This is a genomic window from Salinispora fenicalii (assembly GCF_000514815.1).
Taxonomy (GTDB): Bacteria; Actinomycetota; Actinomycetes; order Mycobacteriales; family Micromonosporaceae; genus Micromonospora; species Micromonospora fenicalii.
The window spans coordinates 38,403-62,122 of record NZ_AZWQ01000016.1; the positions used below are offsets into that span (position 1 = coordinate 38,403).

A 23,720-nucleotide genomic window follows, 5' to 3' on the forward strand; every position below is an offset into this window, starting at 1 on the left:
CTTGCCCTGCCATCGTGAGGCCTGCCAAAGCTGCGCACCTCCAACTCACCGTGTCCGGCGGTGCGTCACCACCTTTGTGGATTCACCGAGTGAGGAAGACGTCTGTTGCTCAACACCAGGAGAAACGCCGTTCCATCGACCGGCGATGAGGGGGCAAACGGTGCCACCTCCTCGACCCTGCCAGCGGTGGGACGAGACCGCTACCTTGACCTCCTGCGGTCTGTCGCCATTCTTCGCGTGGTGGTGCTACACACCGCCGGGGCACCCTGGATGACGTTGGCCTTTCCATCCATGGGCATCATGTTCACGCTCGGTGGAGCGATGATGGCGGCGTCTCTCGACCGCCGGAAGGGAGTCACGACCGTCATTCGGGGCAGGATGCGTCGGCTACTGCCCCCGCTGTGGATGGTGGCGGCGGTCGCCCTACCGTTGATGTGGTGGGAGGCACACGGGTCGGATGAGCCGTTCCGCCCAACGTGGCAGTACCTCTTCTGGCTCCTGCCGGTGGGTGACCCACCCGCCGGTGAGTCCGAGCTGGGTGGCGGTTTCACCGGCGTGCTGTGGTACCTGCGCGCGTACCTGTGGTTCGTGCTGCTCTCGCCCCTGCTACTGCGTATCTTCCGCCTGAGTCCCTGGGCGGCGCTGGCTGTGGCGGTGTGCGGGGTGGTTGCCCTCGACCTGTCAGCCGTCGAGGGTGAGGGGATCCTGAGCTCGATGCTGACCGGCTCGGAAGGGCTGTTGAGCAGCTTCGTCGTCTACCTGGCCTGCTGGCTTCTGGGATTCGCCCACCACGACGGTCTGTTGTCCCGCATCAGTGGCTGGGCCACCATGCTTTTGGCTGCCGGGCTGACAGCCGTAGGTTTGTGGTGGACCTACCGGGCCGAGCAAGATGTCGAATTCAGCTCGCTCAGCCTCTATGACAGCCTGGTGTTGAATACGCTGCTGTCACTCGCGTTCGCCTTGGTGTTGCTGCGCTTCCGGCCGGGTGCCGGTCTGATCGACCGGGTCGCCCCGCTCCGTGTACTGACCGAACGGATGAACTCCCGGGCGGTGACCATCTACCTCTGGCACTACCCGTTGCTGCCTCTGGTGTGGTGGCTGAGTGAGGACGGCACATTCGCCGGATGGCCCATGCCGGAGTTGGTGGCCATGCTCTGCGTGGAGTTCTCGCTGGTCCTGGCCGCGGCGGGGGTGTTCGGTTGGGTCGAGGACCTTGCTGCCCGCAGACGTCCCTCGCTGCTGGGCGGGGGCAGGAAACGGTCCCCGGCGCGTGCGTGAAGGTCCGCAGGCCGACGACGCAGAGGGGCCACATGTGGGCCCACACATCGTCAGGGCCGAGGTTGGGCTCGTGAGCGCACCTGATCGGTTCAGCGCTCCGGTAGCTCGAAGCCGATCGTGGCGCCCCCACCGTCACGGTTGTGCGCGAACACCGTCCCGCCGTGAGCGGTCACCACATCCCGGACAATCGCCAGGCCCAGCCCCGAGCCTCGCATGCCCTGGGCCTCGGGAGCCCGGTAGAACCGGTCGAAGAGCCGCCCTTCGGGTAGGTCTGGTATCCCGGGTCCACGGTCCCTCACCTCGACCCGGCCCCGGTGGATCACGATCTCCACCGGGGCCCCGGAGGAATCGAACTTGGTCGCGTTCTCGACCAGGTTGGTAAGGGCTCGTTCCAGGGCCTGTGGCCGGCCGGTGACGACGGTAGCGTCGTCCTGCGTCGTGATCTCCCGGCTGGATCGGGTGCGGAAGCGCTGGGCAACCCTTCCCGCGAGCTCCGCGAGCTCAACGGGTTCGGTCGCCTCCAGTTCTCGGGTGTCCGTCGCAAGCTCCACCAGCTCGTTGACCAGCTTGATCAACTCCCTGGACTCCATCGTGAGGTCGGTCAGCAGTGGACCGCGGGCGGCCAGGGGCAGTTCGTCGAACCGGTGCAGCAGGGCGATGTTGGTCCGCATGCTGGTCAGTGGAGTGCGTAGCTCATGGCCTGCCTCCTGCACCAGTCGTTGCTGGGCATCCCTGGACCGGGCGAGCTGGCCCAGCATCCGGTCAAAGGCCGTGCCGAGGCGGCCGACCTCGTCTCGCCCGCCCGCAGGCACGGGAAGATCCAGCCGCCCGGTGACGGTAACCTCCTCCGCCACCCTGGTCAGTCGAACAAGGCCACGGGTCACCCGAGTCGTCACGAACCAGCCACACACCCCGGCCGCCAGCGAGATCGCGACGCCGACCGCGGTGATTCTGGTCCTAAGGCTCGTGAGTAGCGAGTCCACCTCGCTGAGCTGTTGTGCCACCTGGATAGCTCCGCGCCCTCCGCCGAGCGCGACCGTGACAATTCGTACCCGGGTGTGGTCCAGCTGTGCTTCGCTGCTCCGGGTGCCCCCCGGATCTTCGGCCGCGGCCACCGCCCGGTCCCCGCCCGACACCGGAAGCGGCTGGGGGTAGCCCTCGTCAACGACCTGCCCTTCGGGTCCGAGGATCTGGCCGATGAGCGTGTCGGATCCAGCGAGGACGTCACCGAGATCAACGCCGAGGTCGTCGTCCAGCTCGACCAAGTCCTCCGGCGTCAGGTCACCGGCGTCGATCGTCAGCTCCGCCACGGCCTCCGCCGCCCGGTCGAAGTCGTCGTCGGTCTCCTGCCAGATCAACCCGGACGCCTGACCGTAGCTCAGCGCGCCGACACCGACGGCGACCAGCGCCGCGACCGTGGCGAACAGCAGAGAGAAGGTCAGTCGCAAGCTGGGTCGGATCATGTCGCGCAGAGTCATGATTCGCGGAGCGTGTACCCGACTCCCCGGACCGTGTGAATGATCTCAGGTGCGCCCGGGCGGGCCAGCTTGCGCCGCAGGTAGCTGATGAAGACGCTCAGGTTCTTCGAACCAGTGCCAAAGTCGTAGCCCCAGATGCGGTCGTGAATCGTGGTGCGGTCCAGCACCACCCCGCAGTTACGTATCAGTAGTTCGAGCAGGTCGAACTCCGTCCGCGACAGGATGACCTCCTCACCACCCCGCCATGCTCGGCGCGCCGCCAGGTCGAGCCGCACCCCGGCTGCCGCCAGTTCGTCGCTGGCAGAGCGGTCTGGGCCGATGCTCGGGGCCGCCCGGCGCAGCAGGGCGCGCAGCCTGGCCAGGAGTTCCTCCGGCTCGAAGGGCTTGACGAGGTAGTCGTCCGCGCCGGCGTCGAGCCCAGCGACACGGTCGGAGACCTGGGTTCGTGCGGTGAGCACGAGGATCGGGGTCCAGTCGCCCTGTGCCCGCAGGACCCGGCAGACCGTGAGGCCGTCCAGGCCGGGCATCATCACATCCAGGACGAGTAAGTCCGGGTTGTCCCGCCGGACCGCGGCAATCGCCTCGAGGCCGTCACCCGTGGCGACGACGTGGTAGCCCTCGAGCAACAGGGACTGCTCGACGGCGCGGCGGATGGCGGGATCATCCTCGGCGAGAAGGATGGTGGGCACGGACATCACCGGACTGTGCCACATCTCGTCCGACCGGAGCCACCTCACCTGACCTCCCCATATTCCGCCAGGCCCGCTTCTCCGACACCCCTGCGCCGATCAGCGATGAACTGGCTCATACCGGCACCTGCCGACCGTTACGACGCATGACCTGGCCGAGGACCGTATGCAGATCTGCTTCTACCAGGTCCAGCAGGTCGCCGCCGAACACGCAGAGCGACAGCTCCCACGGGTGGCCGAAGGTACCGAACCGGAAGTCCTCGGCGAGGTAGATGTAGTAGTCGCCGGTCCCAGACCGCCGCCTCGTCGCCGCTCAACTCGCGGTACGCCCTCGTCGCCATTCGTTGCTCGCACTCGAATCAGACGCGGTAATAGTCGGCGCACCAGGATGCCTGCTTCTCCACCGAGAAATCGGCGAAGCTTCCTGCGGCCGCACTCAGGATCTCACCCTCGTCCACTGTCACGAAGTCCCCTTCAGCTGCCTGGCCGGAACTCGTGAACCACCTCAATCGGCCCAACAATGTGCCGGTTGAACTCGTCGAGTTCCTCGGCTGGAACCCACAGCTCGAGGATGTCGCGGCCGCCAGCCTGCCGGACCGGGTAGCGGGAGGCGAACGCGCGGTCGACCTGGAACCGGGTGACGTAGCCGACGCCGGAGGCGGGCACGTTCCAGTCCCGGGCAATCATGATCGCGTACTGCTCATTGAGGACCGGGTAGAAGATCGGCTGGTCGGGCAGCCGCGGCGGCCACGCCGTCCAGCCGGAGGCGCGCACGAGGTCCAACTCCTCGGGACCGGTCGGCCGCCACAGAATCGTCGTCTCGGCCATCGCGGCACTCCTTCCTGGCGGGCGAACAGTACCGGCTGGCCCACGGCGTGAACCAGCCGGTTTCCGCCTCCGGTGGAGGTGCGGGGGGATTCCCTGGCCGCGCAGCGCCAACAGTTCCGAGGTTCGACCGAGCTCCGGCCCGCCCAGGGCTTCCGCGCCGTCGAGGGAGCCCGCCGCCGATCTGCGGGCGTGGGCTGAGATTCACCGTGCGGTGAGAGCGGATCCGATGATGACCACGCGCGCCCACTCGGGTGGGGAGTCCGGCCGATAGTCAGGGTCGTCCTCATTGCACCGGCCGGCGCGGTGGAACAGCCCTACGACGGTTCGGGAGGGCGGCCGTGAGGCCGGCCAGGGCGTTTGTCCGTCGGTCAGCGCAACGATGACGTCCGGGCGTGGACTCTGCCGAAGCGCGCGAGCGAAGCCCGTGCGCAGATCCGTACCCCCTCCTCCGATCAATGGAATGCTCGCAGCTCCGCATAGAGGGCGGATGACGTGGGCCGCTGCGTCGCAGGGAAGGACGGTGACCAGGTCGCGGCGGCCGCCCACAGCCCGGGCGATCGCGGCGACCTCGAGCAGGGCGCTGCCGAGTTCGGCGTCGCTGACCGAGCCGGAGGTGTCGATGATGACGCAGACCCGCGGGGGTCGGCGTCGCAGCGCCGGAAGGACAACCCCAGGTATTCCGGCGGAGCGTCGCGACGGCCGGCCGTAGGAGTAGTCCTCCCCCAGGCCGGGTGCGGCGACCGCCGAGCGGACAGCCGCTCCGAGTAGTTCCCGCCACGGCTGTGGTGGATGGAATGCCTGTTCCGCCCACCGCCGCCAGCCCTGAGGGACGTTCCCCGGTCGGCCGGTGATGCCCTCGGCCACCCGGAACCGCACCGCGTCCCGTTCCTGCGGGCTGAGCGCGTGCGCGCCGTCGGGTCCGAGGTCCCATTGCCGCTGCAGCCCGTCGGCGCCGCTGCCGCAGTCCAGCCATGCCAGGTGCTGGATACGCGGGCCGAGCCGGAACTGCCGCAGGTAGTCCTCCATCAGTTGTCCCTCCGGCAGCAGCAGCGCGCTCGGCTCGACCGCGCCTTCCGGGCGGGCCAGCCCGTCGCCGAAGACGTCATCGTTGATCTCGAAGTCCGCAGCGATGTTCATCCGCAGCCGCTCCCCCAGCCCGGTCAGCCCGCGTTCCCGGGCGACCCGGTCGCCGCGCCCGTGGTGGTCGCGGAGCAGGTGCGAGACCTCGTGAACCCAGACTCCGGCGAGTTCCTCCACGGGTGTTCGGTCGACGAACGCGGGCGATGCGTAGCACCGCCAGTGTGGGTCCACGGCCATTGTCGGCACCCGCCGGGACTCGACCACGTGCAGGGCGAACAGCGCCGTCGCCAGGTAGGGCCGGACCCGGGCGGCGTGCAGCCGGGCGGTGAAGAGCTTGTCCCGGTCGAGCGTCCCGGCGTGGTCGGTGCTCACCGGCTGGTCCCCGCGACCGCTGCGACCCGGGCCGCCGTCCGGTCGGCTCGGCGGGACAGGGACACCGCACCGGCGAGCTGCTCGATGGACGCGGGCACGTCCCAGTCTTCCTGACGCAGTCGGGCGAGGGTGGACGCGGGGACGACCACCAGGTCCGGGGCACCTGTCTCCAGGGCCCGGACCAGCAGTGTCCAGGCCGCGTCCCAGCGGGACCGCTCCGGGCGGCGGCGTACCGCCTCCACCACGGCGTCCAGAACGGCTTGGCGTAGGTCGCCGCGCTCGGGCAGGACGGCGGTTGCCGGATCGGCGAGCAGCACCTCGGGGTCCGGGAGGTCCATCCGGTCCAGACCGGCCAGCAGCTCCAGTCCTGGGCCGTCGCCCACGGCGCCTCTGACCAGCATCGACAGGACCTCCCGGGAGGTGTCGGCCGCGGTGGCGAAGGCGATCAGGCGCAGGGTCATCTCCCAGCTGCGGGGCGACGGCCATGGACCACCGCGGCCGGCCTCACTGGTGGGCAGACGGTGCACGAGCCCCGGGCGGGCCGACAGGAGTCCGCACACCGCACGGCGGGCGAAGGTGACGGCCTCCGGAAGCCGCTCGGGGTCGAGCCAGGGCAGCGTGGCCCGGGGCCAGGTCCCGCCCAGACCGCGTACGACGACCTCCTGGTCGTGGCTCCACTGCAGGTGGACGAAGCGGTTGGCCAGCGGCGGGCTCAGCTCCCAGCCGTCCGTCGCCGAGGATCGTGGATTGGCGGCGGCCACGATGCGTACTCCGGCCGGTAGGCACAGGCTGCCGATACGCCGCTCGAGCACGAGACGGAGCAGGGCGGCCTGTACGGCCGGCGGGGCTGTCGACAGTTCGTCCAGGAACAACAGTCCACGACCGGCGCGGACCAGACGTATGGCCCAGTCCGGCGGCGCCATCGGCACTCCCTGGGTCGCCGGGTCGTCGCCGATGACCGGCAGCCCCGAGAAGTCGGACGGCTCGTGGACGCTGGCGATCACCGTCGTGAGCGGCAGGTTCAGCGATGCGGCGAGCTGCGTCAGCGCGGCGGTCTTGCCGATTCCCGGCTCGCCCCACAGCAGGACCGGCAGGTCGGCGGCGACGGCCAGGGTCAGGGCCTCCAACTGCGGGTCGGACCGGGTTTCGGTGGTGGTGTGGGAGAGCAGCGCGAGCAGGTTAGCGGCAACGTCGAGCTGGGGCGCCGGGGCGGTGTCGATCGAGGTACGGGTGGAGGACATCTAAGATCACCTGTGAGGTCGTCAGGAGCCGGCCAGAACCGGGCGAGGAAAGAGGTTTCCGCTGGTCAGCGGGGAAACGTGTGGCGTGGGTGGTGGCGACGGTCACGCTTGGGCCGCCGGTCCTGAGAGGAGGGGGGTGGTCCGTGTCCGGTCAGCCCGGCTCGGAACAGCCCGTACGTGATCCGCCGCAGCGCGGCGTTCTCCAGTTCCTCCCGCAGGTTCCCGTGGCGGAGGAGCACGTTGGGTCCGAGTAGGGATTCGACAGTGGCCAGCGCGCCAGCGGTGTCCCCGTGGTCCAGGCGGGCGCGGATATCAGGAAGAAGCTCCGGTCGGCGGTGTGCCTCGTCGATTGCCTGTAGGCAGGGCAGCGGGGTGCCGGTCAGCGCGGCCAGCAGTTCCTCCCGGCGGATCTGCGCCGCACCGTGGTCCAGGGGTGTGAGCACCCCGTTCACCAGGCCGATGCGGTGCCAGGCTCCCCGGCAGGCCACGAGACGTGGCGCCGCCGCCGGGTCCGGGGATGCCGGCGTGACGCCCGCCCGGTGACCGGGCGCGAGCGCGGAGGCCACCAGTGGGTGGAGCCGGTCGACCTCGATCAGCCCGCGGCGTAGCAGCTCCAGGTCCGGCGCCATCCAGGTCGCCGCGTCGGGCAGCACCGGTAGCTCGGCAGCCCGACCAGCCGGCGACGCCCCGACGATCCGCGCCGCAGGCGGCTGCAAGTCCGTTCCGGCCGGAGCGACGTCCAGGAGCAAACGACGTCGAGGGCCGAGACGAACCGCCACGGTGCCGCTGGTCCGGCCCGTGGCCTGGAGCCGCAGTGCTGCCTCGGCCGCCCACTGGTGCACCGCGTAGCCGCGCTCCCGCAACGCACCCCATTGGGGATCAAGGCGAATCGTGGTGGCGGTGTCAGAGGCCAGTTCCGGTGCGCCGGACCGAACCCGAAGCTCGTCGGCTCTCCGGACGTCCCACAGGTGGCGGTGCAGGTCGAGGCGGAATCGACGGTCGGGACGCGCATGTGGATGTGGGCAATCACCCTCGTCGCGGGATCCGTACCACAGCGCCAGACTGATCCGCTGGCCCGCATCCGCCCAGGCCGGTGGCGTCCGGGCGACGAGGTGCACCGGCTTGGCATCGTCGTGTTCCGCCGGGCCGTACCGTGCCAGTGAGACGGTCAGGCCCGGGCGCAACAACCCGTCAGGAGCGATCCTCGGCAGGTGCCAGCGCAGCAGGTCAGGCGCGAGGTGCCGGAGATCAGCCCGGAGCCGGGCGGCCAGCTCGCGGCCGTGGCAGCGAGCGACGGCGCGCAGGTCAAGGTCAACGTCAACACGAGCGGCGGCACATGCCCCGGCCCAGTCACCGACGCGACGACGAACGGTCGCGGCTTCGATCATGAAGGGCGGCACGGCGTACTCGCGTACCCGGCGGAGGAGAGATAGGCGGGAATCCGCAGTCGCGGCTGGGGAGCGCATCAGCACTCACCTTGCGCGAACCGGACCCCCAATCTGAGAGAGAGATTCATCGTGGCGGAGTGTAGCGCCCGCTGCGAGCTACGCCAAGGCCGATCCATCCTTAACCGTAATCTGGATCTGTCGCCTCGAGTGATGCCCGGAGAGCAATCCCGACAGCTAAGCTGCCGGCCTCAGCAAGAGTCGGTGGGTCCACTCCAGCAGGCGGACGTGGCAGGATCTCCTCGCATGGAAGGTGTTCTGCCACACCAAGCTGCCCAAATCCTCAGCGACGCCCGCCGGGTCGTCATCTTCACTGGCGCCGGCATCTCAGCGGAGAGCGGCGTGCCCACCTTCCGCGACGACCTCACCGGCCTGTGGGCGCGTTTCGACGCCCAGCAGCTCGCCACCGCGGAGGCGTTCCACGCCGATCCGGACCTGGTCTGGGGCTGGTACGAATGGCGACGTGCCCGGGTACGCCGAGCCGAGCCCAATTCAGGGCATTTGGCCATCACCACCATCGAATCCCGAACCCCCGACACTACCGTCATCACGCAGAACGTCGACGACCTGCACGAACGCGCCGGAACCCCGGCCGCGATCCACCTGCACGGCAGCCTCTTCACACCCCGCTGCGTGGCGGTGCCTGCGCACCCGGCAACCTTCCCGGACCCACCCGACGGCGAGGCCGCAGAACCGCACGAAGGCCGCCGCATCTCGCCACCCCGGTGCGCCTCCTGCCGGGCGCTCGTCCGCCCAGGCGTGGTGTGGTTCGGTGAGGCACTGCCCGAGGCCGCGTTGACCGCAGCGGTCGAAGCCGCCACCGCCTGCGACGTGCTGCTGACGGTCGGCACCTCCGGCGTCGTGTACCCGGCCGCCGAGATCCCCCGGATCGCGGCAGGCTCAGGCGCCACCGTGATCCAGGTCAACCCCCAGTCGACCCCACTCGACCGGATCGCCACCATCAACCTGCGCGGCACCGCCGCACAGGTCCTCCCGACCCTGGTCGCAGCCGCATGGAGGAACTGCACCTCCACCTGAGCGGGTCGATGCCGTCGTGGCGCCCTGGGTTGCGGAATCCCCTGTCCCGCCCTCGCCGTCGTGGATCTACACCCGGTGATGTGCCGTACCCTGTTCGCCGTCACCTGTGTGCCGTGCTGGGCATGCGATGTGCGTCGGGGAGTTGAACCCCACGCCCGCCCTCGGCGCGCCGGGAGTGAGCCGGATTGACCGCCGGCTTGCGGTTTTGTGTACGCCTCCACATCGGCTACCTGCACCGCAACCGTTCAGTCCAGCAGCTCGGCCTCCCAGTTCGTGCGCTGGATCAGCGTGTCCACCTCGCGCAACTGCCGGGCCAGAACGTCCGCCTGCCTCCGCAACTCCACCACTGGCAGCGCCGGGATCATCTTCAAACTCCGACCGCAGCTGCCGATATCCACGTTGGCCTTCCCCCGCGGCGGAGGTGACCAGGCTATGCCGCAGCCGGAGCACGTCACGACGCGCGAGTGCGTCCGTGAGCGTTCCCATCCCCGCCACGGCTGTTGCCGCGTTGGTGCGATTGATCCGCTGGATCAACGACTCCAGCTCACCGAGCACCTCGTCCACGTCGGTAAGGAAGCGGGCGCGAAGTCGTATCGATCGGCCGCGGCGAGCCCGGTACGGGCGAGGCATTCGATGTCGCAGGGTTGTCCTTCGGAGACCTCACACCCCCTAGACCATCCTAGGAGGATGACCGAATGCGGGCGGCGAGCGGTCGTCACGGTGCTGGTGATGCCGGCGGCATCACCAGCATGAGCGCTTCAGCCCAGCGCTGCCGGCCGGTTGCCGCGTGATGCCGTCGATCGCGCAGATCAGCAGACACCACCAGCCGCGAGGGCGGGCCCCGCACCCCGCTGCTACAGACAACGGGTCTGAGCCAGGACCACATCGATCATCTCGAACGGCACCTGCTGAGTCAGCTCACCCAGCGGACCTGGCGCGAACGGGCCCGACCCGCACCCTGCGCGAAGCGACAGACTGAGCCAACAGCGGGACTCCCGACGGTGACATCGGGGAACTGGCCAGCTCTGAGCACGGGGGCCGGAGTCAGGAGGCCGCGGAGAAGTCGCCCCGACGGCGTAGCCGACCGATCCAGCCCTGGGCGGTGTGCCGGGGCACGCCGTAGTGCTCGGCGACAGCGGTCACCGTGCCCATGCGATTGAAGACCTCGACCACGTCATCCGGCATCCGCCGGTAGACCCGACCTTCTGGCACCGAGGCCTCGGTGCGACGACGTGCGGCACCGGCCCCACTGGCACGGCCCGACCCCGACCGGGCCCCACGTTTACCGTCGGCACTCCGCGCCGGACGGGGTGCTTGCTCCACACCGGACTCGGCCGCCTCGCTGGGCACCTCGACGGCTTCCTCGCCCTGAGCCGGTGGGACGACGGCGGTGGTAGCGGACGGAAACAGCGCCCGCAGGAGCAGGTTGAGATCGAACGACGGCAGGGTCGGTGCCGAAATGCCGTTGCCGGCCCGCATGGCCAGTTCAACAATTCGCGGCGTTGAGCCATCCACGTCGACAGAGACAACGGTCTCCGTCCCGGATTCCTCAGCCCTGATGGTGATTGTGTAGTCACCCATCGCCAACCCTCCACGTAAGGTCACATGGCAGCACACCAATCGGTAGTGTGGTCAGCCCCACGGCTCGTTCAGCCTAGCGGATTGGGCTGACCACGCGACAGAGGCCAGGGGAGTATGGCATGTTTGTTGCCAGCAGACAACAAAAACAACACATACGACATGCGTTCACTGCCCAGTAAAGCTCCCGGGCAGGGACTTGACGCCGTTGACGAAGTTGCTCTCCAGCCGGACGACCTGACCGCTCAGTCGAAAACGTGACAAATGCGGCGCCAGTTCCCGCAACATCGCTCTCGCCTCCAGTCGGGCTAGATGCGCCCCGAGACAGAAGTGCGGGCCCATCCCGAAGGACAGGTGCGGATTCGGGTTCCGGTGCAGCCGCAGTTCGTCTGGAGCCTCGAAGACGGCGGCGTCCCGGTTGGCCGAGGCGTACCAGAGCACCACCTTGTCACCGGCGGCGATCGGCGTGCCGTGGAGCTCGGTGTCCACGATCGCGGTACGGCGGAACTGCATGATCGGACTAACCCAACGCAGCAGTTCCTCCACCGCCGACGGCAGTAGTGTGTCGTCAGCGACCAACCGCTCACGCTGCGTTGGATTGTCGACCAGCGCCAGCACACTGCCGGTGATGAGGTGTCGGGTGGTTTCGTTGCCGGCTACCACCAGCAACAACCAGAAGTTGCAGAACTCTCGGTCGGTCAGCCGTCGACCGTCCGCCTCACCGGTGGCAAGCAACGTCATCAGGTCCTCGCGCGGTGCACGACGCCGCTCGTCGGCCACGCTGAGCGCGTACTGGAACGCCTCGAAAAACGTCCTCCGGTACGCCTCGACGTCGCCTCCGCCGTACTCCGGGTCGTCGAAGCCCACCAGGTTGTTGCTCCACTGGTAGAGCAGGTGCCGATCCTCGCGGGGCAGACCGAGCAGATCCGCGAGGACCAGCAACGGCAACTCAGCCGCGAGGTCGGCAACCACGTCGCACTCCTCTTGCCGAACCGCCCGCTCGACCAGATTCCGGGCGTGCGCGGTGACACTCTCGCCGAGTGCCCGGATCGCCCGGGGGGTGAACACCGCGGTGACCAGCCTGCGGACCCGGGCGTGCTGCGGCGCGTCCATGTTGACGAGCAGCTGACGAGCCTGCTCCAGGTCCGCGGTGGTACGCGGATCCGCCAGAAAGGCACCCTGACGGCCGGAGGAGAACACCTCCGGCTGCCGAGACGCGGCGACCACCCCCTCGTGGGTGGTAACCGCCCAGAAGCCGGGGCCCTGGCTGAGGATCCGCCCCTCACCGGAGCGCCGCCACAGCGGCGCCTCCGGCACCCAGCTGACCGGCTCTTCACGCCGTAGCCGGGCAAACTCCGCGTACGGCACCCCGGCGGCGTACGTCGCGGGGTGCGCGATGTCCGCACGGTTGCCCGTCGACACAATCTCCGTGCTCATGACCGGCCTCCTGAAATCCCGGTGCCCAACAACCCGCGGAGCACCTCCTGGCGCAACTTGCCGGTGCCGTCACGGGGTAGTTCCGGGACGAAACGCCACCGCTTGGGCACCTTGAACCCGGCCAACGAACGTCGGCAGAACGCGGCGAGCACCTCCCCGCCCCGCTCCGGGGCGAGCCGGGCCGAATCCACCTCGACGATGGCAACCAACCGCTCGCCGTACTCGTCGTCCGGCTCGCCGGTCACCGCCGCGTCCCGGACCGCCGGGTGCGACAGCAACACCGTCTGCACCTCGGCGGGGTAGATGTTCACCCCGCCCGAGATCACGACGTCCCCCGCCCGGCCGGTCAGGTAGAGGTAGCCGTCCGAATCCAGGTAGCCGGTCTCGCCGTAGGTGAACACCCCCGCGCGCAGGTGCGCGTCCCGGGTCTTCTGCGGGGCGTTGTGGTATTCGAAGGTCTGCCCCACCCGGTGGACGAACACCCGCCCCGCCTGGCCGGCCGGCAACGGGTTGCCATCGTCGTCGACGATGACGATCTCGTTCGGGGGTACGGCACGGCCGACGCTGCCCGGATGCCGTAGCCAACTGTCGGCGTCCATGAGGGTCACCACGCCGGCCTCGGTGGCCGCGTAGTACTCGACCACCACCGAACCCCACCACTCGATCATCTGCCGCTTCACCTCGACCGGGCACGGCCCACCGCCGTGCCAGACCATCCGTAGGCTGCCGACGTCGGCCGCCGCCCGGACAGCCGCGGGAAGCCGCAGCAGCCGGACGAACTGGGTGGGGACCAGGTGGCAGGCGGTGATTCGGTGCTCCGCCACGGCGGCCAGGAAGGATTCCGGGTCAAACCGGTCGTGCATCACCAGGCGGCTGCCCCGCAGCAAGGGGAGCAACGCGAAGAACACCTGCGCCGAGTGATACCACGGCCCCACCAGCAGCACCGCGCCGCGGGCCGGTACCCCCAGGACGCGCCCGGCGTAGGCGAGCAGTCGGTCCACCCGGGCGAACGGCGCCCCGACGCGGAACAAACCGTTGCGCACCCCCTTCGGCGCGCCCGTCGTGCCCGAGGTGTACAGCAGGATGGAGCCGCAGACCTGGTCGGTGGGCTCGGCGACGGGGAGTCCGGCCAGCAACGGCTCGACCGCGGTGCAGCCGGCGTGCTCCCGCTCGCCGGTCACCATGGCACGTACCGGGGCGGGGCAGGAGTGCGCTGCCTCAGCGACCACGGCCGCGTACCGGGGCTCGGTGATCACCAACCGGCTCGCCGAGTCCGACAACAGGTAGGTGATCTCGGGTGCGGTCAGGTGCCAGTTGACCGGCACTACGGTCACTCCGGTGTGGAGGGCGGCGAGCAGCACCTCGAACGTCTCCCGCCGGTTGCCGCAGACCACGGCCATGGTGTCACCGACCTGTAGATCCTCGGCGCGCAGCAGGCGGACCCAGCGGTTTACCCGGGCATCCAGGGCCGACCAGTCCAGCTCACCGGCCGAGTCCCGAAGGGCCGGTCCGCCAGCCCCGCCGGCCAGCAGACCCGTCAGCATTACCACCATGGCGCTCCTTCGGGGTTCTCGGCTCAGTTCAGGAGGTCCGGCTGTTCACGGACGATGTCGGCGTACAGCGGGCGGAAGTTCAGCCGGGCGATCTCCGGCGTGCCGATCGTGCCGCGCGTCGCGGCGGCGGCCTCGTGGTCGATGGGCACCGGACTGCCGGCCGCCTCGGCCAGCAACTGCACCTGACAGCTACGGTCCATCGTGATGAACCACCAGGCCGCCTCGGCGACAGACCCGCCCACGGTGAGCAGCCCGTGGTTACGCAGGATCACCGCCTTGGCCGGCCCGAGCGCCTCGGCGATCCGCTTGCCCTCGTCGTCGGCCAACACCACCCCGGTGTAGTCGTCGAAAACCGCGTGATCCTCGTAGAAGGCGCAGGCGTCCTGCGTGATCGGGCTCAGCGGACGGCCGAGAGTGCACCACGCCCGACCATAGGTCGAGTGGGTGTGTGCGGCGGCCACCGTGTCCGCCCGGGCGGTGTGCACGTGGGAATGGATGACATACCCAGCCGGGTTGATCCGGCCTCCGCCCTCCAGCACCGCGCCCGCCGAGTCCACAAGCAGCAGATCACTGACGCGGACATGCCCGAAGTGCATCCCGAACGGGTTGATCCAGAACCGGTCGGGGTGCTCCGGATCGCGGGCAGTCACATGGCCACCGGCGCCCTCGTCGAAGCCGAGGCGGGCGAAGAGCCGGCAGGTCGCGGCGAGCTGCCGCTGCCGCCGCAAACGCTCCTCGGTGGGGGTTCGCCCGGTCATCCGCAGCCTCCCGCGGTGTCGGTGTCGAAGGACGCGCCCGCCGGGACACCGGCCATCGGGTCGGTGGCCGATCCGGTGTGGTTCACCCCGGCGGGCTGCCAGGCGCGCAGGAAGTGGTCGACCCGGTCCAGGCCCCAGAACCGGTGCCGGCCCCACCGGAGGTACGGGATGCCGAACACGTCGTCCTCATACGCGGTGACCAGGCACCCGGCCGCCTCTTCCCGGATCTGCTCGTCGTTCGGGGCGGCCTGGGCGCCGGCCGCGTCGAGGCCGGCCGCCAGGGCAGCCCGACCGATCACCTCGGGGGTGCAGATGTCCGCACCACGCACCCAGCGCTCCGTCACCAGCGCGTCGTAGAACTGCACCGCCCGCCCCTGCCGGCGGGCCCAGAGCCAGGCCAGATGCGGCAGTTCCCACCAGGAGTCGACATCGATCGGCCAGGCCATCGCCAGACCCATCTGCTCCGCCAGCCGCTTGGTGTCCAGCAGGAGGTACCGGTGCTTGGCCCGGCTCATCTGCACGTAGTGGAACTCCGCCCCCCGCTCTGCCAGCGTGGCCGAGGTCCTGGTGTCCGGGTCCCAGTACGGGTACCAGTCGAGCCGGTCGAACACGTCCGGCACCGCCTGCCGCAGCTGGTACACCGCCAGCCAGCTGTACGGGCTGCGGAACGAGAAGTAGAGGCGAGGTCGGCGCTTCACTCCACGCCCCCGGACAGGGCGCGGAGCACCTCGTCGTCGAACTCGGCCAGTTCCCCCGCGCGCGGACCGCCACTGATGGCGTAGCCGTGCAGGATCCGGGCGGTAGCGGTGTGCACCAGGCGGTCACCCCGGCGGACGTAGCAGTCCATGCGGGCGTCGAACATGACGCCACGTAAGACGTCGACGACGGTCAGCACGGTATGTACCTGCTCCTCCATCCCGGCCGTCCCCACCAGCTGCACCCGGGCCCGGGAAACCACCGGTATCCAGGCCCGCTCGCGGACCAGCCGCCCCACGGAGATGCCCCGGTCGGCGAGGAACCGGTCCACCACCTCCTCCAACGCCCGGACGAACCCGGAGTGCTGCACCCGGTCGGAGAAGTGGCAGTAGAAGTACGGGGCCCGCCAGCTCCACAGGAAGGTGTTCGAGCCGACCGGGGTGAGCACGTCGGCGATGCTCTGGCCCGCGGCGATGGTCCGGTCGTCCGCGCGGGCGGGCACCCCGGCCGCGGCGACGGTCGGCACCACCAGGTCCGCCAGGTGTTCGGGTGCCGCAGTGGAGACCGTCGCCGTGGGTTCCCGCACGAGGGCGATACGGACCTTGCCCCGCAGCACGACCAGATCCTGCCCGCCGCGGTGGACCGTCATCCGCACCGTTAGCCTGGCGCCCGAGTCACCGGTCACCTCGACCCGGACCTCGTCGTCAACCTCCAGTGTCGCGGGCAGCTGCACCGAGCAGTCGACGACCTCCACCCCGAGGCCGTACTCATGGAAAAGGTCCCGCGCTCCCGGGCCGCGGTCGCGCAGCCACTGCAGAACCGCCTCCTCGGTCAGGTAGATGAAGTGCTTGAAGCCGATCCAGGTGCGGATGTTCGCCCCTTCGTAGCGGGGCCGGCCGACCAGGACGGTCAGCGGGGCGGTGGGCGCACTGGTCATTCGTCTGCTCCTCCGTCAGGGACGTACCGCCACCTGGCCCACCTCACCGACGAACCGGGTGGCCTGCTCGGCGACCTCGACGGCGTGGCGAACGTGGCAGAAGTGGTCGTAGTGCTCGTGCACCAGCAGGGTCGCCCGGGGCATGTCCCGACCCAGGGTCGCCGCCGCCGCCGGGGACAGGGTCGGGTCAGCCCCGCCGGCCAGGATCAGCGTGGGAGTGGTGACCGTGGTCAGGGCCAGGGTGCCGCTGCCGATGAACTGGTCGAAGACGGTGAGGAAGCCGGCCGGTCCGATCCGGTCGATCGCTTTGGTGATCATGCCGTCCAGCACGGCCTGGTCCAACGTCCGAAGCCGCTGGCCCAGCCGCAACCGAAGACCGTCGCGAATGTGCCGGTCGAAGGTACGCCGGGCCCGGTCGAAGACCTGCCAGGTGACGGGCTGCTCCGGCGGGCAGTAGAGCGGGCAGATCAGCACCGTCGCCCGGGCCGACGAGCGACCGGCGGCCAGCAGCTCCAGCGTCGCGTTGGCCCCGAAGGAATGCGCCACGATGGTGTCCGGTGGCCGAGGTAGCCGCTGCAGCCCGGCCGCCAGCCAACCGGCCGCGGACTCCTGCCGGCGCCACCGGTAGTCGTTCCCGGGCCGCCAGGGCAGGTCCAGGACCAGCACCCGCCAACGGGGGTCGAAGGCACGGGCGAGTGGCCGCCACGACTCCCACGAGTCCTCCAGCCCGTGGGCCAGCACCACCAGGTCGCCTCCGGGTGCCCCCGGGCTCAGCTCGTGCACCGGCGGCGCTCCACTTTTCACCGATCCGCCCTCCGCCCCTCGTCGAGCCGGACGGCCCTTCGGCCGTCGATGTCGTCACCGCAGCCGACGCTCACCGGACCGGGCGCACCGGCGGCCAGCAGGGTCGCGGCCAGCGCGACGTTGACCACCCCGGCCGCGCCGTAGCAGTCGCCCCACCGAGCAGCCGGGTCGAAGCCGTCCGGCCCGAGACGGTACGGCGCGGGGGGACCCGGCTCCGGCCGCACGGTCGGCTCCGCAACGGCCGGCTCAGCCGTGAGCACCAGGCAGGCCGCCCCGGCGCGCAGCGGAGCAGCGGGTCGGCCGGCCCGATGCAGGTCGGTGGCGACCTCGTCGGCCGGCTCGACACCCACCACGATCACCCGCGTGGCCCGGCGGGCACGCAGCAGCCGGACGGCGGTATCGATGGCGTCCAGACCGGCGGTGGACCCGGAGCAGATCATCAGGTTCGGACCGCCGAAGCCGTACCAGAGGGCAATGGTGCTGGCGACCACGTTGCTGGAGGCATTCGGCGCGGTCAGCGGGCTGACCGCGCGACCGCCGTCGCGGCGCACCGTCCGGATCACGTCGGCTACCGTGGCGACGTTGCCGAGGTTGCTCGCGACCACCACGGCCACGCCGGGGTCGACCTGCACCGGTGCGGGACGGCCCCGGGGCAGACCGAAGGCCCGGTGGACGGCGCAGAGCGCCAGCCGGGTGGCCGGCTCCTTGGCCAGCAACCCCTTGGGGCCAAGCACCTCGCGCGCCCGGTCAGCTGGCACGGCGCCGCGCAGCGCCGCAAACAGTGGCCGCGCGGCGACCCCCGACCAGTCGGCCAGGTCGGCGGCGAGGGCGTCCGAGTCGGGCAGGTGGAGCGCCCATCTGGCCAGCCGAACGCCGGTCGGACCGGTACCGGGTGCGGGAGCCGCGTCGCCGCTCGGGGCGGGGACCGAGGAGTCGGTCCGCGCCGCCGTCGTGCGGGCCACGACGGGAAGGTGGTCCGCGGCCGGGCTACTCACGCGGACTCCACCAGTGTGACCGCGTTGACGCCACCGAAGCCGAAGGCCTCGGACTGCACCAGCCCGGGGGCCAGCGCCGTCGGCCCGGTGGCGAAGCGCAGCCCGGAACCGTCTGGGAGCGGCCGACGCAGCCCGACCACCGGTGGCACCTGCCCGCTGGTCAGGCAGCGCGCGGCCACGTCGAGGTTGACCATGGCGGCGGCGCCGGAGGTGTGCCCGACGGCCCCCTTGACGGCGGTGACGACCGGATCACCGCCGGCCGCGACGAGTACCTGTCGCAGGGCCGCGCACTCGGCGGGGTCGTTGAGAGCGGTGCCGGTACCGTGCGCCACCACCAGATCCACCTCGCTCGCGACGCGGCCGGCGCGACTCAACGCGTCCCGCATGGCGCGGCCGATCCCCGTCACCGAGGGGGCGGTCTCGTGGTGGGCGTCGCAGGACAGGCCGGTCGCGAGGATCCTGGCCACAGCCGGCCGGGTGTCGTCGTCGGGAACCAGAACGGCCGCGGCGGCACCGTCGCCGAGCAGTACCCCCTGCCGGTCCGCGTCGAACGGACGCACCGCGTCCGTGGGTTGGTCGGCGACCCGGCCGATCATCGCCAACATCGATTCGGTGGTGGCGTCGGTTCCGCAGACCAGCACCGCGTCGGCTTCCCCAAGCGTCAGATGGTCCTCGGCGAGGGCCAGGACGTGCCCGCCGGCACTACAGGCGTTGCTCAGTGTCAGCACCGTCCGCAGCCCCGGCACCGCCTCCCGTAGAACATCGCCGAAGTGCAGCCGGTGGAGCGGGAACCGTGGACCACTGCTGGCGAGGGCTTCCACCGCGGCCAGTTCCCGCAGACCCGTTCCGACCAACGCGACCATCCGACGCGCGGCCGGGTCGATGCCGCTGGCGGCGATGGCCCGGCGGGCACAGTCGGCGAGCCACCGGCTCGCCGCCCACACCCGTGCGCCGCCGTCGTCGATGTGGTAGCCGTGAGCGACGTTCAGCGCCGCCGGGTCACCGTGTCGCAGCGGCCCGAGTCCGCTCCGTCCGGCCAGCAGCGCGGCGAAGGTCTCCGCCCCGTCGCCGAGGCAGGTCCGCACCGCACTAGCGACCAGACGCGCCGGCACCGAACCACCCCCTGACGATGGCGGCGGCGGTGCCGCCGTCCGGGCTGCGCGCGGTCAACAGCGTCAGCGTCGGGGCGGCCTCGGCCGGGGCGGCGGCAAGGAAGGTGGCCAGGGCCAGGCCGCCGGTGGCGGCATCGCAGCGGCCAAAGAGGCGGCTGACCCGCAGCCGGGTCGGCTGGTGGCCGAGAGCCGCACAGGCCGGGACGTACTCGTCGGTGTCGTCCGGCTCCGTCTCCCCGGTCAACACGGCGGTGATCTCGATCGGGTCGACCCCGGCCCGCCGTACCGCGCGCCGGACACAGCCGGTCAGGGCCCGGTCCGCCGCCGCGCCGCCGCCCGGCCCGTACGCAGTGGTGAGGGCGAGGATCTCGGCCTCCGGGTACGGGCCGGTCCAGTCTGGACGAACAGTCCGGGCCAGCAGGAACACCGTGGCTGCCTCCCCGGTCGGCACTTGCTGCCCCGGGCGCCCGGTCAACGAGGTCACCCAGGCCCGGTGTGGGCTGAACTCCTCGACCGCTCCCACCAGCATCGCGTCGACGTATCCGCAGGTGATGGCGTTGCTGCCGTAGCGCAGGGCGTCGAGGAAGGCCAGCGGGCCGGTGGCCACCGTGGCGTTCACCCCCCGCAACCCGTACCGGATGGCGGCCTGGCCCGCGGCACAGTTCATCACCGTGTTCGGGAACAGCACCGGGTTGACCTGGTACGGCTTTTCCTGGACCAGGGTGTCCCGGGTGTAACCGCTGGTGGACCGGAAGCTGCCCAGCGAGGTTCCGAGCACCACCCCCAGCCGGGCCCGGTTGGTGTCGTTCACGTCGGCCTGCGCGTCCCGCAGGGCGTCGCCGCAGGCCACCACCGCCAGCGCGGTGGCCCGGTCGTAGAAGCTGGTGCCCTTGCGCCCGAGATGGGCGCGGACGTCGAAGTCGACCCGGGCGTGCCCGGTCAGGGTGGGCAGCGGCTCGTCGACCAGCGTGGTCACCTCCACCGGGGTAGCCGGTGCCGGCTCCGCCAGCACCGTGCGGCCGTCGGTCGTGGGCACCGCGACCTGCGCACCGGCCAGCCGGTCGGCCAGCGCGGCACGCCCCACACCGGCCGGGCCGACCGCGCTCCACCCGGTGACCACGACGCCCGTCATTCCACGGCTCCGATCAGGACGATGGCGTTGTTACCGCCGAAGGCGAACCCGTTGTTCTGCACCACCCGGACGGCGGCTGTCCGGGCGGTGTTCGGCACCGGATCCAGCCGGTCCAACGCCGGGTCGGGATTCGACCAATTGATCGTGGGCGGCAGGAACCCGTGTGCGATGGCGAGGGTCCCGGCGATCGCACCGAACCCGCTGGCCGCCCCCATGGTGTGGCCAATCATCGACTTGATCGAGCTGACCGGAGGCACCCGGTCACCGAACACGTCGAGGATGGCGTGCGCCTCCACCGAGTCGTTGGCCGGCGTCCCGGTGCCGTGGGCACTGATGTAGTCCACATCCTCGGGTTTGATCGAGGCGTTGCGGTGCGCCATCCGCATGCACTCGGCGATGCTGGTCCGGTCCGGCGCGACCGGGTGGTTGGCGTCACAGTTGAGCCCGTACCCAAGCACCTCGGCATAGATCCGTGCGCCCCGGTCCCGGGCCTGGTCGAGGTTCTCCAGCATCAGGATCGCTCCACCCTCGCCGGTGAGGATGCCGGAGCGGTCCCGATCGAACGGTGAGCAGGCGTCCGCGGTGAGCGCGCCCAGTCGGTAGAAGCCGGCATGCGCCCAGCGGCACACCGAGTCGGCACCGCCGGCGAACATCACGTCGGCCTCGCCGGTGGCCAGCATGTCGTAGGCGTAACCGATCGCGTAGTTGCTCGCCGAGCAGGCGGTGGCCAGGGTAAGGGACTCCCCGGTCAGTTCCAGTTCGGTGTTCACCGCGTGGGCGAGCCGGCCGGCTGTGATCTGACCGAGCAGGTCGGGGTCCATCTGATCGAAGCCGCCCTCCACCTGCTGTGCGGTGACCGCCTCAACCACGACCGACTCCCCGCTCGTGGTCCCCACGACCGCCCCGACCCGGTCGGCCTCGACCGCGGCCGGGTCGAGGCCGGAGTCGGTCAGGGCCAGTCGCGCGGCCGCGGCCGCAAACTGGCTGGACCGACCCCACCGTGCCGCGTCGATCCGACGCAGCAGCCGTTCCGGCTGGAAGTCGGGCACCTCGCCGGCGTTGCGGTGCGGAAAACCACTCGCGTCGAAGCTGCTGATCGGGGAGATGCCCGACCGACCCGTGCGCAGGCCGTCGGTGAACGCGGACACCCCGATGCCGATGCTGGACACCGGGCCGAGCCCGGTCACCACGACCCGGTTCACCGGCTCAAGCCCCGCCAGCTGAGTGCCGCACCACCGCGTCGTAGACCGCTTTGAGGTTGTTCAGCTGCGGCAGTTCCGACTGCGGGATCTCGATCTTGAATTTTTTGTCGATCCGGGCCAGGATCTCGATGGCGCGCAGCGAGTCGGCCTCGTAGTCCGCCACGAAGTCGCCGGTTTCGGTGAGCTCCTCAGACTCGAGCTCCAGCACCTCCGCCACGATGTCGCGAAGTTCGGCCATACGGGGGTCGGTCTGCGTCATGACAGGTCAGCCTTTCCAGCGGAGGGATGACGGAGCCGGGAACTCCCCGCACCGGGACGGCTCCCGAGCTGCGGGGGCATCGGTGGCCCCGGGGCGGCGGCCCTGGCCGGCGCCACGAGCGCCGTTCGCGAACGTCGGGCGGCCATGAGAGTGCCAACGTGCGCGACGCGTCGGTCACCGACGTACGTCTCGCCGGTGGCGAAGGCGGTGTCGGCGATCACCCGTTCGAGGCGGACGGTGTGCCGAAGCACATCGCCCGGGAAGACGGTGCCGTCGAAACGCATGTCCCGCGCGCCGACGAACATCAGCACCGAGTCATCGTCAACCGGCGAGCCGGCGTCGGCGAGCCAGAGCAGCGCCGCCGTCTGCCCGAGCGACTCCACCAGGAGCGAGGCGGGATAGGCGTAGTCACCGGGCGGGGCGGCGTCGGTCAGATCGCGGTAGCAGGGCTCATTTCCGGTGACCGCCTTGACCGCCTCGATGCGGGTACCCGGAGTCATGCTGAGCACCCGGTCGACCAGCAGCAGGGGGTAGCGCTGCGGTAGCAGCGCACGGATCTGATGGTGGTCAAGCATCGCTGTCTCCGAAGCGGGCTCGGATGGTCACCGCCGTGATCTCGTCGGCGCGGCACCCCGAGGCCCGGACCGACCAGCCATGGGGCCCCTCGGCGGTCGCGACGACGTGGAGGGTCAGCCGGTCCGGCGGCAGCAGCGGGGCGAGAAACCGCACCGCGTCGACGGAGACCAGCCGCAGGCGGGGCCGCCCGGGAGTCCGCAGCGCCACGTCCACGGCCTGCGCCAGCGCCTCGATGACGAACACCCCGGGGAACACCGGGAAGCCGGGGAAATGCCCACACAGGTTTGGGTCATCAGCGTGGATCGGCACCCCCACCACCACGTCGACCTGCGGTCCGTCGGCGCCGACCTGGAGGTCGTCGAAAGCGGCCAACGGTGCGGCCCCCGGTGGGCAGGGTCGGGTCGTGGTCGGGGCACTCACAGGGTGATCCCCCCGTCGACCTGAAAGACCTGACCGGTGACGTAACCGGCGCGATCCGAGCAGAGGAAGGCAACGAGCTCCGCGACCTCCTCCGGGCGGCCGAAGCGACCCAGCGGGATCTGGCTGAGCGCCTGGTCACGCAGCTTCCCCGCCAGAGCGTCGGTCATGTCCGTCTCAATGAAGCCGGGGGCTACCACGTTCACCCGGACGCCGTACCCGGCGACCTCCTTGGCCAGCGAACGGCTCAGGCCGACAATGCCAGCCTTGCTGGCCGCGTACGCGGTCTGTCCGGCGTTGCCGTAGACGCCCGCCACCGAGGACATGTTGACCACCACGCCGGCGCGGCGCTTCATGAAACGGAACGTCATCGCCCGGCAGAGGTTCCAGGTGCCGGTCAGGTTGGTCGACAGCACCGCCTGCCAGTCCTGTTCGGTGGCCAACACCAACGGGCTGTCCCGGGTGATCCCGGCGTTGTTCACCAGGCAGCTGATCGGGCCGAGTCGTTCCTCGGCGGCGCCGACGAACTCGTCGACCGCGGCCGGGTCGGCCACGTCACACGCGGCGGCGTACACCGGCACCCCGAACGCCGCCACCTCCGCCTGGGTCTTGGCCGCCGCCTCGCTGTCGCTGCTGTAGCAACCGGCGACCGCGTAGCCCTGCGCAGCGAGGCGTAGGGCGATCGCCCGGCCGATGCCACGCGAGACACCGGTCACCAGTGCTCGGAGCTGAGTGGACATGCCCAACCTCCCCTGTCGGGACGCCTGCCGGACGTACCCGACACAACGTGCGGCATGACGGGTGTGTTGTATTTA

The 23,720-nt window shown here is 70.4% G+C and carries 25 protein-coding genes and 1 pseudogene; 2 read left to right on the forward strand and 24 right to left on the reverse strand.

Annotated features, from left to right (window positions below; translation table 11 throughout):
* Window positions 1-105 precede the first annotated feature (105 nt).
* On the forward strand, window positions 106-1,278 hold the full coding sequence (locus B116_RS0105915; protein WP_027659470.1) for an acyltransferase family protein: 1,173 nt from the start codon (window positions 106-108) through the stop codon (window positions 1,276-1,278).
* 89 nt (window positions 1,279-1,367) lie between these two features.
* On the opposite strand, the gene B116_RS0105920 is transcribed toward B116_RS0105915, so the two are convergent.
* From B116_RS0105920 to B116_RS0105955, 7 genes are all read right to left on the reverse strand, one after another.
* Window positions 1,368-2,741 (reverse strand): HAMP domain-containing histidine kinase, encoded by a 1,374-nt coding sequence (locus tag B116_RS0105920; RefSeq protein ID WP_027659471.1) that lies wholly within the window; start codon window positions 2,739-2,741, stop codon window positions 1,368-1,370.
* Window positions 2,742-2,752: 11 nt separating this feature from the next.
* Window positions 2,753-3,469 (reverse strand): response regulator transcription factor, encoded by a 717-nt coding sequence (locus B116_RS0105925; RefSeq protein WP_027659472.1) that lies wholly within the window; start codon window positions 3,467-3,469, stop codon window positions 2,753-2,755.
* Between the two features lie 91 nt (window positions 3,470-3,560).
* Entirely contained in the window at window positions 3,561-3,719 is a 159-nt protein-coding gene (locus tag B116_RS28910; RefSeq protein WP_223874522.1) for a DUF2716 domain-containing protein, read from the reverse strand.
* 200 nt (window positions 3,720-3,919) lie between these two features.
* Entirely contained in the window at window positions 3,920-4,273 is a 354-nt protein-coding gene (locus B116_RS0105940; protein ID WP_018719866.1) for a hypothetical protein, read from the reverse strand.
* 201 nt (window positions 4,274-4,474) lie between these two features.
* Window positions 4,475-5,725, reverse strand: a complete 1,251-nt coding sequence (locus tag B116_RS0105945; RefSeq protein WP_027659473.1) for a vWA domain-containing protein — start codon at window positions 5,723-5,725, stop codon at window positions 4,475-4,477.
* Window positions 5,722-6,966 (reverse strand): AAA family ATPase, encoded by a 1,245-nt coding sequence (locus B116_RS0105950; RefSeq protein ID WP_027659474.1) that lies wholly within the window; start codon window positions 6,964-6,966, stop codon window positions 5,722-5,724. The genes B116_RS0105945 and B116_RS0105950 overlap by 4 nt, the downstream gene beginning before the upstream one ends.
* Window positions 6,967-7,031: 65 nt before the next feature.
* Window positions 7,032-8,432 (reverse strand): hypothetical protein, encoded by a 1,401-nt coding sequence (locus B116_RS0105955; RefSeq protein WP_027659475.1) that lies wholly within the window; start codon window positions 8,430-8,432, stop codon window positions 7,032-7,034.
* Between the two features lie 225 nt (window positions 8,433-8,657).
* Here B116_RS0105955 and B116_RS0105960 point away from each other — a divergent pair, with 225 nt between their 5' ends.
* Window positions 8,658-9,449 carry an SIR2 family NAD-dependent protein deacylase gene (locus tag B116_RS0105960; protein WP_018719862.1) on the forward strand — a complete coding sequence of 264 codons (792 nt, stop codon included), beginning with the start codon at window positions 8,658-8,660 and terminating at the stop codon, window positions 9,447-9,449.
* Window positions 9,450-9,694: 245 nt separating this feature from the next.
* Here the strand turns inward: B116_RS0105960 and B116_RS28915 are convergent, their stop codons facing one another.
* The 17 genes and pseudogenes from B116_RS28915 to fabG all read right to left on the reverse strand — a co-directional run bounded on the left by B116_RS28915 (window position 9,695) and on the right by fabG (window position 23,645).
* Entirely contained in the window at window positions 9,695-9,814 is a 120-nt protein-coding gene (locus B116_RS28915) for a DIP1984 family protein (protein WP_018719861.1), read from the reverse strand.
* 67 nt (window positions 9,815-9,881) lie between these two features.
* Window positions 9,882-10,079 (reverse strand): annotated as a pseudogene (locus B116_RS28920) (DIP1984 family protein); the annotation flags it as partial.
* A gap of 414 nt (window positions 10,080-10,493) precedes the next feature.
* Window positions 10,494-11,030 (reverse strand): hypothetical protein, encoded by a 537-nt coding sequence (locus tag B116_RS0105970; protein ID WP_018719860.1) that lies wholly within the window; start codon window positions 11,028-11,030, stop codon window positions 10,494-10,496.
* A gap of 165 nt (window positions 11,031-11,195) precedes the next feature.
* Window positions 11,196-12,464 carry a cytochrome P450 gene (locus B116_RS0105975; RefSeq protein WP_027659476.1) on the reverse strand — a complete coding sequence of 423 codons (1,269 nt, stop codon included), beginning with the start codon at window positions 12,462-12,464 and terminating at the stop codon, window positions 11,196-11,198.
* Complete coding sequence (locus B116_RS0105980; RefSeq protein WP_027659477.1) at window positions 12,461-14,017, reverse strand: AMP-binding protein; 1,557 nt, start codon at window positions 14,015-14,017, stop codon at window positions 12,461-12,463. Before B116_RS0105980 ends, B116_RS0105975 begins: the two co-directional genes overlap by 4 nt.
* Window positions 14,018-14,040: 23 nt before the next feature.
* Window positions 14,041-14,775, reverse strand: a complete 735-nt coding sequence (locus B116_RS0105985; protein WP_027659478.1) for a class II aldolase/adducin family protein — start codon at window positions 14,773-14,775, stop codon at window positions 14,041-14,043.
* Window positions 14,772-15,473: a DsbA family protein gene (locus B116_RS0105990; RefSeq protein ID WP_027659479.1), complete on the reverse strand. Its 702-nt coding sequence runs from the start codon at window positions 15,471-15,473 to the stop codon at window positions 14,772-14,774. Before B116_RS0105990 ends, B116_RS0105985 begins: the two co-directional genes overlap by 4 nt.
* A complete protein-coding gene (locus B116_RS0105995; RefSeq protein ID WP_027659480.1) occupies window positions 15,470-16,408 on the reverse strand; it encodes a thioesterase family protein in 939 nt (312 codons plus the stop codon). Before B116_RS0105995 ends, B116_RS0105990 begins: the two co-directional genes overlap by 4 nt.
* Window positions 16,409-16,423: 15 nt before the next feature.
* Window positions 16,424-17,212 (reverse strand): alpha/beta fold hydrolase, encoded by a 789-nt coding sequence (locus tag B116_RS0106000; RefSeq protein WP_027659481.1) that lies wholly within the window; start codon window positions 17,210-17,212, stop codon window positions 16,424-16,426.
* Complete coding sequence (locus B116_RS0106005; protein WP_027659482.1) at window positions 17,209-18,207, reverse strand: beta-ketoacyl synthase N-terminal-like domain-containing protein; 999 nt, start codon at window positions 18,205-18,207, stop codon at window positions 17,209-17,211. The genes B116_RS0106000 and B116_RS0106005 overlap by 4 nt, the downstream gene beginning before the upstream one ends.
* On the reverse strand, window positions 18,204-19,319 hold the full coding sequence (locus B116_RS0106010; protein WP_027659483.1) for a beta-ketoacyl synthase N-terminal-like domain-containing protein: 1,116 nt from the start codon (window positions 19,317-19,319) through the stop codon (window positions 18,204-18,206). The genes B116_RS0106005 and B116_RS0106010 overlap by 4 nt, the downstream gene beginning before the upstream one ends.
* Complete coding sequence (locus B116_RS0106015; protein ID WP_027659484.1) at window positions 19,297-20,451, reverse strand: beta-ketoacyl synthase N-terminal-like domain-containing protein; 1,155 nt, start codon at window positions 20,449-20,451, stop codon at window positions 19,297-19,299. The genes B116_RS0106010 and B116_RS0106015 overlap by 23 nt, the downstream gene beginning before the upstream one ends.
* Complete coding sequence (locus tag B116_RS0106020) at window positions 20,448-21,653, reverse strand: beta-ketoacyl-[acyl-carrier-protein] synthase family protein (RefSeq protein WP_018719850.1); 1,206 nt, start codon at window positions 21,651-21,653, stop codon at window positions 20,448-20,450. The genes B116_RS0106015 and B116_RS0106020 overlap by 4 nt, the downstream gene beginning before the upstream one ends.
* A gap of 4 nt (window positions 21,654-21,657) precedes the next feature.
* Window positions 21,658-21,912 carry an acyl carrier protein gene (locus B116_RS0106025; protein WP_018719849.1) on the reverse strand — a complete coding sequence of 85 codons (255 nt, stop codon included), beginning with the start codon at window positions 21,910-21,912 and terminating at the stop codon, window positions 21,658-21,660.
* Window positions 21,909-22,487, reverse strand: a complete 579-nt coding sequence (locus tag B116_RS0106030; protein ID WP_018719848.1) for a 3-hydroxyacyl-ACP dehydratase FabZ family protein — start codon at window positions 22,485-22,487, stop codon at window positions 21,909-21,911. The genes B116_RS0106025 and B116_RS0106030 overlap by 4 nt, the downstream gene beginning before the upstream one ends.
* A complete protein-coding gene (locus B116_RS0106035) occupies window positions 22,480-22,908 on the reverse strand; it encodes a 3-hydroxyacyl-ACP dehydratase FabZ family protein (protein ID WP_027659485.1) in 429 nt (142 codons plus the stop codon). Before B116_RS0106035 ends, B116_RS0106030 begins: the two co-directional genes overlap by 8 nt.
* Window positions 22,905-23,645, reverse strand: a complete 741-nt coding sequence (fabG, locus tag B116_RS0106040) for a 3-oxoacyl-[acyl-carrier-protein] reductase (RefSeq protein WP_018719846.1) — start codon at window positions 23,643-23,645, stop codon at window positions 22,905-22,907. Before fabG ends, B116_RS0106035 begins: the two co-directional genes overlap by 4 nt.
* Window positions 23,646-23,720: the final 75 nt, after the last annotated feature.